This is a genomic window from Streptomyces sp. NPDC048479 (genome assembly GCF_040651435.1).
In the GTDB taxonomy this organism is placed as follows: Bacteria; Actinomycetota; Actinomycetes; order Streptomycetales; family Streptomycetaceae; genus Streptomyces.
This window is the reverse complement of sequence record NZ_JBEZKA010000013.1, coordinates 49870-67924: the sequence shown is the minus strand read 5'-3', so window position 1 is coordinate 67924 and position 18055 is coordinate 49870. Positions and strand designations below refer to the sequence as shown.

The 18055-nt window shown below is 69.5% G+C and carries 14 protein-coding genes and 1 pseudogene; 10 read left to right on the top strand and 5 right to left on the bottom strand.

Annotation, left to right across the window (positions count from 1 at the left end):
* Positions 1-270: 270 nt before the first annotated feature.
* Positions 271-2310 carry a SpoIIE family protein phosphatase gene (locus AB0D12_RS21120; RefSeq protein ID WP_362685189.1) on the top strand — a complete coding sequence of 680 codons (2040 nt, stop codon included), beginning with the start codon at positions 271-273 and terminating at the stop codon, positions 2308-2310.
* A 108-nt stretch (positions 2311-2418) separates the two neighbouring features.
* On the top strand, positions 2419-3243 hold the full coding sequence (locus tag AB0D12_RS21115; RefSeq protein WP_362684847.1) for a hypothetical protein: 825 nt from the start codon (positions 2419-2421) through the stop codon (positions 3241-3243).
* A 2-nt stretch (positions 3244-3245) separates the two neighbouring features.
* Here the strand turns inward: AB0D12_RS21115 and AB0D12_RS21110 are convergent, their stop codons facing one another.
* Entirely contained in the window at positions 3246-4343 is a 1098-nt protein-coding gene (locus tag AB0D12_RS21110; protein WP_362684844.1) for an enoyl-CoA hydratase/isomerase family protein, read from the bottom strand.
* 208 nt (positions 4344-4551) lie between these two features.
* On the opposite strand from AB0D12_RS21110, the gene AB0D12_RS21105 reads away from it, so the two are divergent.
* Positions 4552-5730, top strand: a complete 1179-nt coding sequence (locus AB0D12_RS21105; RefSeq protein ID WP_362684841.1) for a serine hydrolase domain-containing protein — start codon at positions 4552-4554, stop codon at positions 5728-5730.
* A 100-nt stretch (positions 5731-5830) separates the two neighbouring features.
* Positions 5831-7021: an acyl-CoA dehydrogenase family protein gene (locus AB0D12_RS21100; protein WP_362684838.1), complete on the top strand. Its 1191-nt coding sequence runs from the start codon at positions 5831-5833 to the stop codon at positions 7019-7021.
* A gap of 51 nt (positions 7022-7072) precedes the next feature.
* Here AB0D12_RS21100 and AB0D12_RS21095 read toward each other — a convergent pair.
* Positions 7073-7291 (bottom strand): annotated as a pseudogene (locus tag AB0D12_RS21095) (hypothetical protein); the annotation flags it as partial.
* A 184-nt stretch (positions 7292-7475) separates the two neighbouring features.
* Entirely contained in the window at positions 7476-8021 is a 546-nt protein-coding gene (locus AB0D12_RS21090) for an EF-hand domain-containing protein (RefSeq protein WP_362684835.1), read from the bottom strand.
* A 176-nt stretch (positions 8022-8197) separates the two neighbouring features.
* Here AB0D12_RS21090 and AB0D12_RS21085 point away from each other — a divergent pair, with 176 nt between their 5' ends.
* Positions 8198-8626, top strand: coding sequence for a nuclear transport factor 2 family protein (locus tag AB0D12_RS21085; RefSeq protein ID WP_362684832.1), 429 nt, complete (start codon positions 8198-8200; stop codon positions 8624-8626).
* Here AB0D12_RS21085 and AB0D12_RS21080 read toward each other — a convergent pair.
* Positions 8548-9993: a glyceraldehyde-3-phosphate dehydrogenase gene (locus AB0D12_RS21080; RefSeq protein WP_362684829.1), complete on the bottom strand. Its 1446-nt coding sequence runs from the start codon at positions 9991-9993 to the stop codon at positions 8548-8550. The two genes, AB0D12_RS21085 and AB0D12_RS21080, sit on opposite strands and share 79 nt — an antisense overlap.
* A gap of 176 nt (positions 9994-10169) precedes the next feature.
* On the bottom strand, positions 10170-11999 hold the full coding sequence (locus AB0D12_RS21075) for a glycoside hydrolase family 15 protein (RefSeq protein WP_362684826.1): 1830 nt from the start codon (positions 11997-11999) through the stop codon (positions 10170-10172).
* A gap of 324 nt (positions 12000-12323) precedes the next feature.
* Here AB0D12_RS21075 and AB0D12_RS21070 point away from each other — a divergent pair, with 324 nt between their 5' ends.
* From AB0D12_RS21070 to AB0D12_RS21050, 5 genes are all read left to right on the top strand, one after another.
* Positions 12324-12686 carry a MarR family transcriptional regulator gene (locus AB0D12_RS21070; RefSeq protein ID WP_362684823.1) on the top strand — a complete coding sequence of 121 codons (363 nt, stop codon included), beginning with the start codon at positions 12324-12326 and terminating at the stop codon, positions 12684-12686.
* A gap of 11 nt (positions 12687-12697) precedes the next feature.
* Positions 12698-13210: a hypothetical protein gene (locus tag AB0D12_RS21065; protein WP_362684820.1), complete on the top strand. Its 513-nt coding sequence runs from the start codon at positions 12698-12700 to the stop codon at positions 13208-13210.
* 92 nt (positions 13211-13302) lie between these two features.
* On the top strand, positions 13303-14247 hold the full coding sequence (locus tag AB0D12_RS21060) for an oxygenase MpaB family protein (protein WP_362684817.1): 945 nt from the start codon (positions 13303-13305) through the stop codon (positions 14245-14247).
* The gene (locus AB0D12_RS21055) at positions 14229-16481 is read left to right on the top strand and encodes a serine/threonine-protein kinase (RefSeq protein ID WP_362684814.1); all 2253 of its coding nucleotides are present in this window, start codon (positions 14229-14231) and stop codon (positions 16479-16481) included. Before AB0D12_RS21060 ends, AB0D12_RS21055 begins: the two co-directional genes overlap by 19 nt.
* Before the next feature lie 33 nt (positions 16482-16514).
* Positions 16515-18047: an NAD(P)/FAD-dependent oxidoreductase gene (locus tag AB0D12_RS21050; protein ID WP_362684811.1), complete on the top strand. Its 1533-nt coding sequence runs from the start codon at positions 16515-16517 to the stop codon at positions 18045-18047.
* Positions 18048-18055: the final 8 nt, after the last annotated feature.

Sequence of the window (18055 nt, the reverse complement as noted above, 5' to 3'; positions counted from 1 at the left end):
GACAGGTCCGGCTCGCGCGCGCTCGCCGACCGGCCCGCCGACCGGCTCGCCGACAGGCGTGCCGCCCCCGGTGGGCACACCGCACCGCCCGGCGAGCGGACCGCACCGCCGCTCGCCGTGCGGGAAGCCCCCGCAACCGGCAGCCTTGGTCGTGAGCATTGCGGCGGGAGGAGGTGGTTTCCCTTGCCGGACCCGCTTGCCACCGGGCCCACCCCGCCGGACAGCGCAAGCGAGGGTTCCCACCCCCTCCTGTCCCTGGCCCTGGCCGGGATGATGGACGACGTCCACGCCCACTCCGGCGCCGTGTACCTGCTGTCGCCCGATGAGCAGGTGCTCGAGATGGCCGTCATGGCCGGACTGCCCCGGGCCTTCGCCGCGCCCTGGGAGCGGATCTCGCTCAGCTCACCCATCCCTGTCGCCGACGCCCTGCGCGAACGGCGGCTGATCTGGGTCCCCGGCGAGGAGGAAATGGCGAGCCGCTATCAGCGGATCGCGGTGGTCCTGCCGTATCCGTTCGCACTCGCCGCCCTGCCCATCGCGACCGACGACACCGCGTACGGAGCGGTGTTCGTCACCTGGCCAGGCTCCCATCCGTCGGGCATCTCCGACGACGAACGCGGCCGTCTCACCGCTGCCTGCGACCGCCTCGCCCTGCGGCTGCGCCGGGCCGCGGAGGCAGGCCGCCCCCTCGTCCCCGAGCCCGACTTCCTGGGACCGACCGCCATGGCGGGTACGACCGGCGCGGTCGAGGCCGCGCACCTGCTGGCGCGGATTCCGGACGGCATGTGCTCGCTGGACGTGGACGGTCGCGTCACCTACGCCAACCCCGCCGCCGGCGAGCTGGTCGGTGCGCCGGTGGGCGAGCTGCTGGGAGCCCAGCTGTGGTCCGCGCTGCCCTGGCTGAACGATCCGGTGTACGAGGACCGCTACCGGGCGGCCCTGATCAGCCAGCACGCCACCTCGTTCGTCGCGCTGCGCCCGCCCCAGGACTGGCTGATGTTCCGGCTCCACCCCAGCCGGGACGGGATCAGCGTGTGCATCACCCCGGCCCGCGGAACGGTCCGGGAAATGCCCTCCGACGTGCCGTCCGAGCACCCCGCACGGCTGGTCGCCATTTCCCACATCCTCAACCTGGCCAGTGCGCTGACGGAGGCCGTGGGCGTGTCCGACGTGATCGAGCTGGTGGCCGACGAGATCATGCCGGCTGTCGGGAGCCGGTCCCTGGTCATGCTCGCGTCCGAGTCGGGCCGGCTGCGCGTCCTGGGACATCGCGGCTACGAGGACGCGTCGATCGTGGAGCAGTTCGACGGCATGCCCCTGGTCGCCCAGGCCCCGGGTGCCCAGGCGCTCTCGAGCGGAGTGCCGTCCTTCTTCGAGACGCGTGCGCAGCTGGAGCGCATCTATCCCGCCCGCTTCGTGACTCCGGACGGCATGGCTGCCTGGGCCTATCTGCCGCTGATCGCCTCCGGACGCCCCGTCGGCACCTGCGTCCTCGGCTACTCGCAGCCGCACCACTTCTCCAGCGACGAGCGTGCCGTGCTCACCAGCCTCAGCGGTCTCATCGCCCAGGCCCTGGAGCGGGCCCGGCTCTACGACGCCAAGAACCGGCTGGCCCACGGACTCCAGTCAGCACTGCTCCCGAACTCGCTGCCGAAGATGTCCGGTCTGGAGGTCGCCGCGCGGTATCTGCCCGGCACCCAGGGCATGGACATCGGCGGCGACTTCTACGACCTGATGCGCACCCGCGACGCTGCGGCCGCCGTCATCGGCGATGTGCAGGGCCACAATGTCACCGCCGCAGGACTGATGGGCCAGGTCCGCACTGCGGTCCGCGCCTACACGGCGGTAGGCCAGCCGCCCGGCCGGGTCATGGAATCCACCAACCGGTTGCTGATCGACCTCGAAGGGGACCTGCTGGCCAGCTGCCTATATCTGCACCTGGACCTGTTGCGCCACCGTGCCCTGCTGGCCCGTGCCGGACACCCCCAGCCGCTGCTCCGCGATCCGGAGGGCCGGGTCCACATCCTGGACCTGGCCGGCGGCCCGCTGCTCGGTGTCGATCCGTCGGCCGGCTACCCGACCACTTTGGTGTCGATGCTCCCGGGAACCCTGCTCGTCCTGTACACGGACGGACTGATCGAGGTCCCAGGGGTCGACATGGACGAGGCGCTGGCGGATCTGGCGGAGGAACTGGGACACGCCACCGACCAGCCGCTGGAAGCCGTGGCCGACCGTCTCATCGCCAAGGCGACGGGCAACCGTCAGCGCGGCGACGACACGGCGCTGCTGCTGCTCCGTCCCGAGCGCTGAGCAGGACCGCTGCCGGCCGCGCTCGAGCCGTCTGATACGAAGGCCGGGCGATTGATACGAAGGCCGGGCGAGCACACCCGACCGTGCACGCCGAGCACCGGGAGCACCATGACCGCCGCACGCCCGAGCATCCTCTATGTCACGGATCTGGGCTATGAGGCGAAGGGCCGCCGCTACTGCGACGAGGACATCCACCTCTCCGGGCGCCTGCGCGAGGACTTCGACGTCGCTCTGTGCCATCCGCTGGACGCGGCGCGTCTGACGGGCTCCTTCGACGGCGTCCTCGTACGCAACAGCGGTCCCGTGCTGCACTACCAGCGGGAGTACGACGCCTTCCGTGCCCTCGCCCGCAAGACCGGTGCCCGCCTCTACAATCCGCCGACGGGCCGCGCGGACATGGCGGGCAAGCAGTATCTGGTGGAGCTGAGCGCGGCCGGGTTTCCGGTGATACCGACCGTGGACCGCGGTGAGGACCTCGGACGGCTGCCGCAGGCCGTGGAGTACGTCGTCAAACCGAAGATCGGGGCGGACTCGATCGGGATGGAGTTTCTCCACCCCGACCGCCTCACTGCGGTCATGCACGGCGATGTCCTGGTGCAGCCCAGGATCCCGTTCCGCTACGAGGTGTCGTTCTACTTCGTCGACCGGGACTTCCAGTACGCCCTGTACGCCCCGCGCCCGGAGCGCCGCTGGGAGCTGGAGCGGTACGAACCGGGCCCGGCGGACCTGGAGTTCGCCCAGCGGTTCATCGACTGGAACACCCTGGACCACGGCATCCAGCGCGTCGACGCCTGCCGGGCTCCGGACGGTGAGCTGCTGCTGGTCGAGCTGGAGGATCTCAATCCGTATCTTTCGCTGGACCTTGTGGAGGAGGCCGTCCGCGAGGCCTTCGTCGCCCGGATGAAGGCCTCGCTGCGCGATCTGCTCGGCTGAGCTCAGGCGCCGATGCCGCGCCCGGGTCCGGTGCCCCGCCCAAGTCCGAGGTCGCGGCCGAGTCCGAGTCCGAGTTCGCGCTCGCCGAGCGGTGCGAAGAACCGGGTCACGTCCGTGTCCGTCACCTGCGCAAGATCCGCGGGCGACCAGCGCGGGCTGCGGTCCTTGTCGATGACCTGCGCCCGGACGCCTTCCACCAGATCGGGCGAGGAGAAGGCCGCGCACGAGACGCGGTACTCCTGGTCCAGCACCGGCTCCAGCGCACCGAGTTCACGGGCTCGGCGCAGCGCGGCGAGAGTCACCTTGAGGGAGGTGGGCGATCTGCTGAGGATCGTTTCGGCTGTCTCCTTCGCCGCCGGATCGCCCCGGCCGAGCAGCCGGTCGAGGATCTCCTCCACGGAGTCGGCGGCGTAGCAGTCGTCGATCCACTCGCGGTGCCTGGCCAGTTCACCCTCGGGGGCGGGCCCGGCACACCGCCGCACGGCCTCGGTCACGTCCGACTCGGCGAGTGACTCGGTGAGTTCCGCCAGCCGCTGCGACGGTACAAAGTGGTCGGCGAGCCCGCACAGCAGCGCATCGGCCGCGCCCACCGCCGAGCCGGTGAGCGCCAGATGCGTGCCGAGCTCGCCGGGCGCCTGCGCCAGCAGATGCGTACCGCCCACATCCGGTACGAAGCCGATGCCCGTCTCCGGCATGGCGACCTTCGACCGCTCGGTGACGATGCGTACGTCGCCGTGCGCGGACACGCCGACACCGCCACCCATCACGATGCCGTCCATGACGGCGACATACGGCTTGGAGTAGCGGGCTATACGGGCATTGAGGCGGTACTCGTCCCGCCAGAAGTCCAGCGACGCGCTGCCGCCCGCCAGCGCGTCCGCGCGGACGGCGCGGATGTCGCCCCCCGCGCAGAGCCCGCGCTCACCGGCTCCGGTGATGACCACGACCTCGACGGCAGGGTCCTGTTCCCATGTGGCCAGCGCCGTATCGACGGTGCGGAGCATGGCGTGGTTGAGGGCGTTGAGGGCGCGGGGACGGTTGAGGGTGATGTACCCCGCGTGGCCCTCGGTGCGCAGCAGTACGGAGTCGTCGAGGACCATCGGGTTCCTTCCGGGGTGTGGATCTTCTCCCTCCATCCTCGCTCACCCCGGCGACGGCCCGGGCTTGAGGGGCATGGGCGGACGAGGGGGCCGTGCCGCCCGGCGTGCCTTCTGCTTGCACTCTTCCCGCCAGTCCGACCAGTCGGTACGTTCTGGGGAGCCGGGTACCGGCAGGCCGCAAGACTGGCCCGAGGCGACGGAGGATCCCATGTCAGAGCGCGAAGCTCAGATCGACGGCCACTGCGACGAACGGTTCCGGGCCGTCCGGGCCTCCTTCGAGGAGAACTTCCGCGAACGCGGTGAACTGGGCGCGGCCGTGAGCGTTCTGATCGACGGGGAGCCCGTGGTCGACCTGTGGGGCGGCTGGGCCGACTCCGCGCGCAGCGTTCCATGGGGGCGCGACACCCTCGTCAATGTGTGGTCGACGACCAAGGGTCCTACGGCACTGTGCGCCCATCTGCTGGCCGACCGGGGGCAGCTCGATCCGGACGCTCCGGTCGCCACCTACTGGCCGGAATTCGCCGCAGCCGGCAAGGAGGCCGTTCTCGTCCGCCATCTGCTCTCGCACCGCGCGGGCCTGGCCGGACTGCGCGAACCGCACACGGTCGGCGAGCTCTACGACTGGGAGCTGACCACGTCGCGGCTGGCGGCAGCCGAGCCCTGGTGGGAGCCGGGCACGCAGTCCGGGTACCACGCCATGACCTACGGCTTCCTGGTCGGCGAGGTCATCAGGCGCATCACCGGACAGCTGCCGGGAGAGTTCCTGCTCCAGGAGGTCACCGGACCGCTCGGCATCGACTTCACCATCGGACTGCCGGAGAAGGAGGCCGGGCGCGCCGCCGAGCTGGTACATCCGCCGGCGGCGTCGAGCAGCGAACAGGCCGCCGTCTTCGCCCAGTTGCAGCCCGCCGCGCTGGCGGCCCTGGTCAACCCCATCGTCGGAGCCGCCGACGCCAACACCCCCGAGTGGCGCGCCGCCGAGATCCCCGCGGCCAACGGCCACGGAACGGCCCGTGCGGTCGCGGCCCTGTACGGAATCTTCGCCGGGCGTGGAGAGTTCGGGGGCCGGCGCCTGCTGTCGCCCGAGGCAGCCGAGCGCGTCCGCGAAGGCCAGGGCCGCTGCCGGGACCTGGTGCTGGGTGCGGGCTTCGAGCACGAGACGGAGGTGGGGCTGGGCCTCTGGCTGAGCGGTGAGAACGGTTCGTACGGCCCCAACCCCCGGGCGTTCGGTCACGACGGCTTCGGTGGCTCCTGCGGACTCGCCGACCCGGAGGCGGGCATCAGCCTGGGATACGTGATGAACCGCATGGGCCCCAACATCGCCGACGACCCGCGCAAGATGGCGTTGATCGACGCCCTGTACAAGTCGGTGGAGCTGCCTGGCTAGTCGCTCCCCCTCTCCGTGGTCCGGCCCTTCCAGATTCTTGCAACACGTTCTACTGTGTGCGCCGCGCCTGGGGACGGACCGCGAGACTCCTGGAGGGGCCGTGCACCTCGAATACACGCCTGAGCAGCAGCAGTTGCGCGCCGAACTGCGCACCTACTTCACCGACCTGGTGCCGGACAACGTCCACGCCCGCTACACCGACCCCGGCGCGCAGAAGCGCTTCTACCGCGAGACGATCCGCCGCCTCGGCACGGACGGCTGGCTCGGTGTCGGCTGGCCCATGGAGTACGGCGGCCGCGGCCTCAGCCCCATGGAGCAGTTCGTCTTCTTCGACGAGGCCGCCCAGGCAGGCGTACCGCTGCCGCTGATGGCGCTGAACACCGTCGGCCCGACGATCATGCAGTTCGGCACGGACGAGCAGAAGGCGTACTTCCTGCCGAAGATCCTTTCCGGCGAGATCGACTTCGCGATCGGGTACAGCGAGCCCGACGCGGGCACCGACCTCGCGGCGCTCAAGACCCGCGCGGTACGTGAGGGCGACGAGGACACCGGCCACTACACGGTCAACGGCCAGAAGATCTGGACCACCAACGGCGACACCGCCGACTGGGTCTGGCTCGCCGTGCGCACCGACCCCGACGCACCGCCCCACAAGGGCATCACCATGCTGCTGGTCCCGACCTCCGACCCCGGCTACTCCTGCACCATCATCAACACCCTCGCCTCGCACGACACCACTGCCAGCTACTACGAGAACATCCGGGTACCCGCTTCCCGCCGCGTCGGCCAGGAGAACAAGGGCTGGCGTCTGATCACCAACCAGCTCAACCACGAACGCGTCACCCTCGCCGCCCACGGCACCATGGCCATCCGCGCGCTCCATGACGTCCAGCGCTGGGCCGCCGAGACCAAGCTCGCCGACGGCCGCCGCGTCATCGACCTCGGCTGGGTGCGCAAGCGGCTCGCGCAGACCCACACCATGCTCGACGCGATGAAGCTGCTCAACTGGCAGATGGTGGGCGCCGTCGAGCAAGGCAGCCTCACCCCGCAGGACGCGTCCGCCGTCAAGGTGTACGGCTCCGAGGCACGCCGTGACGCGTACGCCTGGCTGATGGAGGTCGTCGGCGCGGCAGGCGCCCTCAAGGAGGGCTCGGCCGGGGCGGTCCTGCACGGCGAGCTGGAGCGCGGCTACCGCTCAGCCGTCATCTTCACCTTCGGCGGCGGCAACAACGAGATCCAGCGCGAGATCATCTCCTGGATCGGACTGGGGATGCCGCGGGTACGGCGCTGATGCCTTGTGACGAGGATTTTTAGTTGGCACAAAAGAGGGATGGTTGGCATGAAGATCACCGCGTCTTCTCGGAGGTGACGGCGCATCGACCTTGAGGATCCGAGGTACCCGCCATGCGCCGCGGCGCTGGATCCGTCCGCCGGCGGCGGCGATCGTGGACGTGGTGCCCGCCTTCTCCTCCGGGAGCGAGGCCAGAGCCGAGACGAGCTCGCTGTGCGTCTTGACGGTGAGCACCGGGTGGAGGCGTTCGTCCAGATCCTCGTGCGAGATGTGCCCTCAGGCGTACGCCTCCGGCAGGCGCTGCACGGCAGTGTCGCGGTCGTCTTCGCCGATCAGTGGCGACGGGTCTTCCGGCAGAGAGGTCACCTCTTCACTCCAGTTCCGTACCGGCGATGCGAATACGGCGATGCTCGTTCATGTCGCTGTTCTCGGTGGCGAGTTCGATAGGACTCGTTCAGTAGAGCCCGAGAAAGATGCCGCCCGGCGTGTTGAGGTCGTCGTTGTACAGGTGGAAGGCGCGGAGGGACCTGGCAACCTCTCGCTGGGAGATGAAGGCGTCTCCGTCCAGGTCCAGCCGACGGAAGATGATCGCGGCGTCAGATCTGGAAATCTCGCAGAAATCGAGGTACCTGGCGAACTCGTCCCTACTGATCCGCTTGTCGCCGTCGGCGTCCAGGACATTGAAAACGGCCTGCGCCAGGTCCTCCAGCAGCTGCGCCGCATGTGAGCCGTAACCCACAGCGCGGTGCGCCGCGACGAACTCGTCTCGGGACAGACGGTCCTGCCCGGGGGTCACTTGCGACAGGAGTCCCAGCCACTGCGCCCAGTACGCCCTCTCCAGGTCCTTGATCCTTGCGTCACTCTTCGCCAACGCGTAGCCGGCCGTGTACCTGCCCACGATCCGCTGGTAGTTGCCCCACGTCACATAGCCTTCTTCATCGGTGTCAAGGACCGCGAAGAGCCGCTGCAGCCGACGGGTGATCGGATCGGACGTCACCATGCGTTCCGTGCCTCTCGCTAGATCTCATAGACGATGGTCCAGGCCTGTTGCTTGCGGTCCGGGCCGCGAACAAGAACTCGAGGTACCAGACGTCCAAAGGTTGCCAGAGGTTCATCCCTCGCCGAATGATCACGCGGTACAGCCCGTGAAGTAAAGCCCCGGCCGCCAGGCCGTCCATGTCTGTGCGGCGGTTCCTGGACGAGGTGGTCAACGGCGGCGACGTCGCCCTGGTCGACGAGCTGTGGGCGCAGGACATGTCCTGGCACGGCGGAAGCATCGGGGAATACCGCGGCCTGGAGGACTGGAAGGCGTCCTTGGCATCGAGTGGCGTCGGCTCGTTCACCGGGATGCACCTCGACATCAAGGAGGTCATCGCCAACGGAGACAAGGTCGTCTGGCGGACACGCGCCGGATCTTCTCCGTACGCGGTTCCGCCCAGCGCCAACTGTTTGACAACCATCATGGGGATTCAGTCACAGCGGCCTGCCGTTCCCCGACAGGGCACCGGATCGACAGTCCGCCGGGATCAGACCACCGGGACCGGGAAGGTCGGGTACTCCACCCCGGATACGTGCTGGACGACGCGGATGACCTGGCAGGAGTAGCCGAACTCGTTGTCGTACCACAGGTAGAGGATCGCGTCGTCGCCCTCGACCTTGGTGGCGCCGGCGTCGATGATCGAGGCGTGGCGCGAGCCGATGAAGTCGCTCGAGACCGCGTCAGGGGCGCTGATGAAGTCGATCTGGCGCTTGAGCGGCGAGGTCAGCGACACGTTGCGGAGGTGGTCGAGGACCTCCTCGCGGGTGGTCTCGCGTGCGAGCCGCAGGTTGAGGATCGCGATCGAGACGTTCGGCACCGGAACACGGATCGAGCTGCCGGTGATCCTTGCCTTGAGGTCGGGCAGCGCCTTGGCGACGGCGGAGGCGGCACCCGTCTCGGTGATGACCATGTTGAGCGGCGCCGAGCGGCCGCGGCGGTCGGCCGCGTGGTAGTTGTCCAGCAGGTTCTGGTCGTTGGTGAACGAGTGGACGGTCTCCACGTGGCCGCGCAGGACGCCGTACTCGTCCGCCATCGCCTTCAGCGGCGGGACGATCGCGTTGGTGGTGCAGGACGCGCAGGACAGGATCTGCTCGTCCGGCTTGATCATGTCGTGGTTGACGCCGTGCACGATGTTGGGGACGTCGCCCTTCCCCGGCGCGGTCAGGACGACCTTCTCGACGCCGGGGCGGAGGTGCTTCGACAGGCCCTCGCGGTCGCGCCACTTGCCGGTGTTGTCGATGAGGATGGCGTCCGTGATGCCGTACGCCGTGTAGTCGACCTCCGACGGGTCGTTGGCGTAGATCACCTTGATCTCGTTGCCGTTGGCGATGATCGTGCTGTTCGCCTCGTCGACGGTGATCGTGCCCTGGAACTGACCGTGGATGGAGTCGCGGCGCAGCAGCGAGGCGCGCTTGACGATGTCCTGGTCGCCGCCCTGGCGGACGACGATGGCACGCAGTCGCAGGCCGTTGCCGGAGCCGGCCTTCTCGATGAGCAGGCGGGCGACGAGACGACCGATGCGGCCGAACCCGTAGAGGACGACGTCGCGCGGCTCGCGGCGCTCGATCTTGTTGGTGCCCGTGGCGCCGGCGACGGCCCCGGCGGTGAACTCCTCCACCGAGAGACCGCGGTCGTCGGTCTTGTACGTCGCGGCGAGCATGCCGATGTCGATCTGGGAAGGGCCGAGATCGAGCGTGGTGAGGGCCTGCAGGAAGGGCAGCGTCTCGGTGACCGAGAGCTCCCCACCGGCGATCTGCCGGGCGAATCGGTGGGTCTTGAGGATGCTGACCACCGACTTGTTCACCAAGGAGCGGCTGTGAAGCAGGACCGTGACGTCCCGCTCCCTGTGCAGCTTCCCGATGATGGGGATCATCGACTCCGCGATCTCCTCGCGGTTCTTCCAGTTGGTGAACGAGTCGTCATTGACAGTCACAGGTTTATCTTTCGAGCTAGGCGGTGCTCATATGCTAACCCCCCGCCACTTTGATCATTCAATCGGTGCCACCTGAGCGGGATGCCGCGATCGGGCCCCATGGCCACACCGGGACCCGCCCGACGGGGGCGCGGAGAGGCGGCGCGGACCGGCCGGTGCCCAGCGATGACGGCCTGTCAGCCAAGGGCGCGGTCGAGGTTGAACGCGGCGCTGATCAGTGAGAGGTGGGTGAACGCCTGGGGGAAGTTGCCGAGTTGTTCGCCGGTCAGTCCGATTTCCTCGGCGTACAGGCCGACGTGGTTGGCGTAGGTGAGCATCTTCTCGAAGGCCAGCCTGGCCTCCTCCAGCCGTCCGGCGCGGGCGAGGGCCTCGACGTACCAGAAGGAGCAGATCGAGAATGTGCCCTCGGCCCCCCGGAGGCCGTCCGGGCTGGCTTCTGGGTCGTAGCGGTAGACCAGCGAGTCGGACACCAGGTCCGCGGTGAGCGCGTCCAGGGTCGCGAGCCATTTGGGGTCGGTGGGTGCGATGAATTTGGCCATCGGCATCATCAGCACAGAGGCATCGAGTACGTGGTCGTCGAGGTGCTGGACGAACGCCCCTCGTTCGGGGGACCAGCCGCGTTGCATGATCTGCCGGTAGATCGCATCACGGCTCTGCCGCCACCGGCGGTGGTCCGCGGGCAGGCCGCGGCGGTTCGCCATCCGGATGGCTCGTTCTATTGCCACCCAGGACATCAGCCGCGAATACAGATAGTTCCTGCGTCCCCCGCGCGTTTCCCACACGCCGTCGTCGGGTTGGTCCCAGTGGTCGCAGAGCCAGTCCACCAGAACACTGAGCTCCTCCCACCGATCGCTGCTGATGGGTTGTCCCCATTTGTCGTACAGATACACGGAGTCGATGAGTGCTCCGTAGATGTCCAGTTGGAGCTGGCCGGTGGCGGCATTTCCCACCCGCACCGGGGCGGACCCCAGGTAGCCCTCGAGGTGGGGCAGCTCACGCTCGGGCAGCTCGCCGCGCCCGTCGATTCCGTACATGATCTGCAGCGGCCCCGCGGGACCGCTGCCACGCATGATGCCCCGCTCGGAGAGGAAGCCCATGAACGCCTCGGCCTCTCCGGTGAAGCCCAGCCTGAGCATGGCGTAGACACAGAAGGCGGCGTCACGGACCCATACGAACCGGTAGTCCCAATTGCGCTCGCCGCCGATCAGCTCGGGCAGGCTGGTCGTCGGGGCAGCCACTATCGCACCGGTCGGCGCGTAGGTGAGCAGCTTCAGCACGAGCGCGGAGCGGTGCACCATCTCCCGCCAGCGTCCGTGGTAGCGCGAGCCGGCCAGCCAGTTGCGCCAGAACCTGACCGTTGTCTCGAACTGGTCCTCCGCCTCGGCCTGGGGGCAGGCTCGCGGGATGACGTCGTCACTGATCTGGTCGAGGGCGAACACCGCGGACTCGCCTTCGAGGAGCTTGAAGTGCGACCACACGTCCAGGCCGTCGCACTCCAGTGGCGTGGTGGCGGTCAGCGCCAACGACAGGTTCTCGGACCGGAACAGTGCGTCGCTGCCCTGCAGTTGCGCGGAATGCGGTTCGGCCCCGTAGCCGAAGCGGGGAGCCACCCGCGCTGTGAACGGGAGCGTTCCCCGAACGCAGATCACCCGCCGGATCAGCCGGTGCCGGGCCGCCGCGCCGGAGTCGTCGGTCACCGGCATGAAGTCCTGGATCTCAGCCACCCCGTCGGAGGCGAAGAATCGCGTGATAAGAACGTTTGTGTCGGGAAAGTAGAACTGCCGGGTTCGCGTCGGCACGTCGGCGGCCAGCTCGAACGATCCGCCCCGGTTCGCGTCCAGAATGGAGGCGAACACGCTCGGTGAGTCAAAGCGCGGGCAGCAATACCAATCGATGGTGCCGTTGGTGCCCACGAGCGCCGCACTGTGAAGATCGCCGATAAGGCCGTGCTCGGCGATCGGCAGGTAGGGCGAGAGGCCCACTTGTCCGAATCCGGCATCCGCCATATCGGCCTCCCTACGACCGCAGGGGCGCATAGTGCCTACACGTGATGGTAGATCTCCACGGCTGCGGATGCCATCGCAGCCCGGTAGCGCTCCACCACCACATCACCGAGTCTGACCTGGCATGACGCCGTTCAGGGCAGGGGCAGGGGCAGGGGCAGGGGCAGGCGGCGCGCAGCGGAGCCAACGCCACGCTCCACGGCACGACCTGGTCCAGCGTGATGGTGAGCAGATGCGTGTCCACCGCCGAGCAGCCGCTGCAGCCCCTGAACACCGACGAGGAAGCGCTGTTGCGAGCTCGGCCGGGTGATGATCGTCCTGCCCCGCGTGATCGACGCCGACATGATGCGTGAGCAGCACCTGCCGCTCTCCGAGTACACGACACTGATGCATCTGTCCGAGGCTCCGCACCGGCTGATGCGCATGAGCGAGCTCGCCGCCGTCTGCAACCTCTCGCTGAGCGGTATGACCCGCATCGTCACCCGCCTGGAGAAGCAGGGGCTGATCGAACGGGCCAGGTGCGACGAGGACGCCCGCGGGTGGAACGCCGTCCTCACCGATGCGGGCCTCGCCCGGTCGGAACAGGCGTGGCCCGCCCACCTGGCCAGCGCCCGGCGCTACGTCTTCGACCACCTCGAAGGCGCCGACCTGACCCAGCTCGTCCGCGCGCTGCGGCGCATCGCGACCTGAGGCACCTGGCGATGCGCGGCGGCCGACCCATCGGCGGCAGCCCCGAGTCGTTCATCCGGACCGCCCGGTACGGGTTCTCGCTGATGCTCGCGACCATCGGCGGCGAGACAGCCCGCTTCGCGCCGTTCTCACAGCTGTTCCAGCAGGCACTGGAGAAGTTCGGCCGACCCCGGCGGCCCGTCGGCGTCCATGCGCCCGGCCATGTCGCCGCCACCGACGAACAGGCGGTAGAGGAGTTCCTGCCGGCCTTCGAAGCCACGATACGAAGCGTGGCCGAGCAGCGCGGTTTCCGCACCCCGACCCGCGAGAGCCTCATGCGCGATGTCGGCCCCGGCGGCGCGCTGCACATCGGATCGCCCCAAACCGTTGCCCGCAAGATCGCGGCGACGCTCAAGGACCTCAACGCGACCCGTTTCGATCTGAAGTACGGGATGAACGGAATGTCTCACCACGCGCTCATGACCAACATCGAGCTGTTCGGCACCAAGGTGGCACCGCTGGTACGCGAGATGATGGACTCCTGACGCCCCGGCGTCACGTCCTCGCGGTTGCACAGCAGGCGTCGTCTGCACGTCAGCACTCCGGGCAAGATGACATGTTTCTCAAGGAGTCGCACATGAGCGAAGCCGACGACCTGAGCGAAGCCGACCCGGGGCTCTTCGGACCCCATTCCGTCACCTGGCAGATGCACGGCGACCCGATGATGTGGGTCGCCGGGGTGCGCGCCCTGTACCTCCAGGCGCTGCACCCCCGTGCCGTACGCGGAGTCATGCAGAATTCCGACTTCCGCAAGGACGCCTGGGGCAGGCTGATGCGTACGGCCAACTTCGTCGGCACCATCACCTACGGCACCGCCGCGGCCGCCGAGCGGGCGGGCGCCCGGGTCCGCCGCATCCACACCCGCCTCAAGGCGACCGATCCCGCGACGGGCGAGCGCTACGGCGTCGACGAGCCGGAGCTGCTGCTGTGGGTGCACTGCGCCGAGGTCGGCTCCTACCTCGATGTCGCACGCCGCTCCGGTCTCCCGATCAGCGACGCACAGGCCAACCGTTACCTTGCCGAACAACGTGAAGGCGCACGCCTGGTCGGCCTCGACCCGGCCGACGTGCCCGCCTCCACCGCGCAGCTCGCGAAGTACTTCGACGTGGTCCGCCCCGAGCTCGCCGCCGGACCCGAGGCGCACGACGTGGACGACTTTCTCCAGCGGCCACCCATCAACGCCCTGCTCGTCCCGGCGCGCGAACTGCTGTGGCGGCGTGTGGCCGCACTCGCGTACAACTCACTGCCCCCTTACGCCCATCAGCTCTACGGCAGACCCGCCCCCGCCGCTGAGCGCGTAACGCATCAGCTCAGCGCCACCGGCAACCTGTTGCGCTGCATTCCCTCCCGTCTGCGCTGGCAACTGCCGCCAGGTCACATCTTGAAAGCGATGGCGCGACTCGGCCCCGGCGCGCGCCCGGCCCCGTACAAACTCCGCAGACAGGAGGCCATACTGGACGGGCCGGGGAGGGCGCAGCGAAGCAACGGGGGCGATAGCACGCGATGGCGGAATCCAGGCTGATCCAAGGCCGGTACCGGCTGCTCGATGTCATCGGGCGCGGTGGCATGGGCGAGGTGTGGCGGGCCCGCGACGAATCGCTCGGGCGGCGTGTCGCGGTCAAATGCCTCAAGCCGATGGGACCCCAGCACGACCAGTCCTTCACCCGGGTCCTGCGGGAGCGCTTCCGCCGCGAGGCGCGGGTGGCCGCCGCGCTCCAGCACCGCGGGGTGACCGTGGTCCATGACTTCGGCGAGTACGAGGGGGTGCTGTACCTCGTCATGGAGCTGCTGGAGGGGAGCAACCTCAGCCAGCTGCTCGAGGAGAACAAACAGCATCCGCTGCCGGTGCCCGACGTCGTCGACATCGCCGAGCAGGTCGCCGACGCCCTCGCCTACACCCATGAACAGGGCATCGTCCACCGCGACCTGAAGCCCGCCAACATCATGCGGCTCACCGACGGCACGGTGAAGATCTGCGACTTCGGCATCGCCCGCCTCGGCGCGGACATCGGCTTCACCTCTCGGCTCACCGGCACCGGCATCGCCATGGGAACCCCGCACTACATGTCGCCCGAGCAGATCAGCGGCGACCATGTCGACCACCGAAGCGACCTCTACTCGCTGGGCTGTGTGCTGTACGAGATCGCCACCGGTGTCCCGCCCTTCGACCACGACGACGCCTGGGCGGTGCTCGTCGGGCACCGCGACACGCCACCGGAACCGCTCCGGACCCACCGGGCCGAGATCCCGGAGTTCTTCCAGCAAATCGTCCTCGACCTGCTCGCCAAGACACCCGAAGAGCGGCCCGCCGACGCCAAGGACGTCCGCCGCCGGTTCGGCGCCTCCCCGCACCAGGGCCGGCCGCACCAGGGCCACGCGCACACCGAAGAGCCCTTGCAGCGCCCCGAGCAGCCGCCATCCCGCGCGCCGCGGCTCCCGTCCTGGACCCGGGGTATGACCACCGGCCACAAGGCGAACGGCACCGCGACCGTGCGGCCCGACCTGCCCGACCACACCGCCGGCCTGACCGGTGAGTGGACCACGTACACCGATCCGCGCGGCGGCCCACCGCTGCCGGTCCAGGCCCGGCCCGAGCGGCCCACCCCGCCGCCAGAGCTGCTCGCCGTCCTCGCCAGCCGGCACAACGCGGGCCTCAGCCTCGGCCGGCTGAGCCGCTGGGAGGAGGCCGGCGAGGTGCACCGATCGGTCGCCGTCGAGCGCGAGCACCTGCTGGGCCCCGACCACCCGGACACCCTCGCCAGCCGGTACGAGGTCGGTTTCACGCTGAGCAGGACCGGTCGTGCCGCGGACGCGCTGAGGGAGTTCGGCCGGGTCGCGGACGGACGCGAGCGGACCATGGGCGCCGACCATCCCGAGACCCTCGCCGCCCGACAGGAGATGGCGTACGTCCTCGGCCAGCTCGGGCGGCACTTCGAGGCCCATCAGGTCTACGCGGCGGTCCTCGACTCCCGCGAGCGCACCATCGGCCACGAGCATCCCGACACGCTGCGCTGCAGGCACAACCTCGCCTTCAACCTCAGCAGGCTGGGACGGCTGGAGGACTCGTACCGGATGGCGTACGACGTCGCCGCCGCCCGCGGCCGCGTGCTCGGCGCGGGCCACCCCGACACCCTGGTAACGAGATATGAAGTCGCCTATGCGCTCGGCCAGTTGGGCCGCTGGACGGAGGCCCTGCAGACCTACCGCGAGGTGGCCGTCGCGCGCGCCCAGGCGCTGGGAGCCGATCACCCCGACACTCTTGCCGCCCGCTACGAGGTCGGCATCAGCCTCGGACGACTCGGCCGCAGCGCGGAGGCCCTGGAGCTCTACCGCGACCTCGTCGACGACCGCACCCGCGTGCACGGTCCCGCCGATCCCGAGACCCTGCGCGCCCGCCACGGTCTGGGTGTGAACCTCGGCCGGCTCGCCCGCTGGGAAGAGGCCCTCACCGAGTCGCGCGACGTGTGCGCGCAGCGGGAACGGATCCTGGGCACCGACCACCCCGACACCCTCATCAGCCGCCGCGAAGTCGCCGTGGGGCTCGGCTGGCTGGGACGCTGGGCGGACGCCCTCGCTGTCTACGGACAGGTGGCCGAGGCCCGGGAGCGGGTGCTGGGAATGGACCATCCCGACGCGCTGGCCAGCCGCAACGACGAAGCCCACTGCCTGGAGCAGCTCGGTCGCCACGCCGAGGCGGTCGACCTGTACCGGCGGGTGGCGGCCCTGCGACAGCAGCGCGGCGCGCAGGGGGTCTGACTGCTGCGGGCGATCAGCCGTTAGGGTCCGGCCATGCCCGCACACACCTCGTACGACGCAGTGATCGTCGGAGGCGGCCACAACGGCCTGGTCGCCGCCGCCTACCTCGCCCGTGCCGGACGCTCCGTCCTCATCCTGGAGCGCCGCGGAAACACCGGGGGAGCGGCTGTCTCCACCCGGCCCTTCGCCGGGGTCGACGCCCGGCTCTCCCGCTACTCCTACCTGGTCTCGCTGCTGCCGGACAAGATCGTGCGCGAGCTGGGTCTGAACTTCGCCGTACGCAAACGCACCGTCTCCTCCTACACGCCGAAGGGCGGCGGCGGCCTGCTCGTGGGCGGGGACCGTACGCGGGAGTCGTTCGCCGCACTCACCGGCGGCGACAGCGAGTACGCGGCCTGGCAAAAGTTTTACGGGATGACCGGCAAGGTCGCCGAACGGGTCTTCCCGACCCTCACCGAGCCGCTGCCCACGCGTGAGGCGCTGCGCGCGCGCATCGACGACGAGACTGCCTGGCGGACGCTCTTCGAGGAGCCCATCGGCGTTGCGATCGAGAAGCGGTTCGCCGACGATCTCGTCCGGGGTGTGGTGCTGACCGACGCCCTGATCGGCACCTTCGCCGACGCCCATGACCCCTCGCTGCTCCAGAACCGCTGCTTCCTCTACCACGTGATCGGCGGCGGGACGGGGGACTGGGACGTGCCGGTGGGCGGCATGGGCGCGCTGACCGACGCGCTGGCGGGCGCGGCCACAACGGCCGGCGCGGAGATCGCCACCCTGCACGAGGTGTCCCGTATCGACACCGACGGCGAACGGGCCGAGATCACCTTCCGCTCCAAGGACGCCGAGGGCACCGTCGCGGCCCGGCAGGTCCTGGTGAACGCCTCGCCGCAGGAGCTTGCCTCGCTGCTCGGCGATGAGCCGCCCGCCGCCGCCGAGGGCGCCCAGCTCAAGGTCAATATGCTGCTGCGCCGGCTGCCGCGGCTGCGGGACCGTTCCGTCGACCCGCGCGAGGCGTTCTCCGGGACCTTCCATGTCTCCGAGGGCTACGGCCAGTTGGCGACGGCGTACCGGGAGGCCGCGGACGGCCGGCTGCCGGGCGCGCCGCCGTCCGAGATCTACTGCCACTCACTGACCGACCCGTCGATCCTCGGCCCTGAGCTCGCGGCCGAGGGCTACCAGACCCTGACCCTCTTCGGGCTGCACACCCCTGCCCGGCTCTTCGCGGCGGACAACGACGGGACGCGTGACCAGCTGCTGACGGCCACCCTCGCCGAGCTCGACGCCTATCTGGCGGAGCCGATCGCCGACTGCCTCGCGCTCGACGAGAACGGCGAGCCCTGTATCGAGGCGAAGACCCCGCTCGACCTCGAACGGGAACTGCGGCTGCCCGGCGGTCATATCTTCCACCGCGACCTCGCCTTCCCGTACGCCACCGAGTCCACCGGGCGCTGGGGTGTCGAGACGGCGCACGCCAATGTGCTGCTGTGCGGGGCGGGCGCCGTCCGCGGCGGCGGGGTCAGCGGTGTGCCGGGACACAACGCCGCGATGGCGGCACTGGGCCGGTGACACTGTTC

Bases quoted from the DNA above. Each gene is read 5' to 3' on its own strand.
- AB0D12_RS21055 (WP_362684814.1), top strand. From the start codon at position 14,229: ATGGCGGAATCCAGGCTGATCCAAGGCCGGTACCGGCTGCTCGATGTC.
- AB0D12_RS21050 (WP_362684811.1), top strand. From the start codon at position 16,515: ATGCCCGCACACACCTCGTACGACGCAGTGATCGTCGGAGGCGGCCAC.
- AB0D12_RS21085 (WP_362684832.1), top strand. From the start codon at position 8,198: ATGTCTGTGCGGCGGTTCCTGGACGAGGTGGTCAACGGCGGCGACGTC.
- AB0D12_RS21075 (WP_362684826.1), bottom strand. From the start codon at position 11,999: ATGGCGGATGCCGGATTCGGACAAGTGGGCCTCTCGCCCTACCTGCCG.
- AB0D12_RS21120 (WP_362685189.1), top strand. From the start codon at position 271: ATGATGGACGACGTCCACGCCCACTCCGGCGCCGTGTACCTGCTGTCG.
- AB0D12_RS21115 (WP_362684847.1), top strand. From the start codon at position 2,419: ATGACCGCCGCACGCCCGAGCATCCTCTATGTCACGGATCTGGGCTAT.
- AB0D12_RS21110 (WP_362684844.1), bottom strand. From the start codon at position 4,343: ATGGTCCTCGACGACTCCGTACTGCTGCGCACCGAGGGCCACGCGGGG.
- AB0D12_RS21090 (WP_362684835.1), bottom strand. From the start codon at position 8,021: ATGGTGACGTCCGATCCGATCACCCGTCGGCTGCAGCGGCTCTTCGCG.
- AB0D12_RS21060 (WP_362684817.1), top strand. From the start codon at position 13,303: ATGAGCGAAGCCGACGACCTGAGCGAAGCCGACCCGGGGCTCTTCGGA.
- AB0D12_RS21105 (WP_362684841.1), top strand. From the start codon at position 4,552: ATGTCAGAGCGCGAAGCTCAGATCGACGGCCACTGCGACGAACGGTTC.
- AB0D12_RS21065 (WP_362684820.1), top strand. From the start codon at position 12,698: ATGCGCGGCGGCCGACCCATCGGCGGCAGCCCCGAGTCGTTCATCCGG.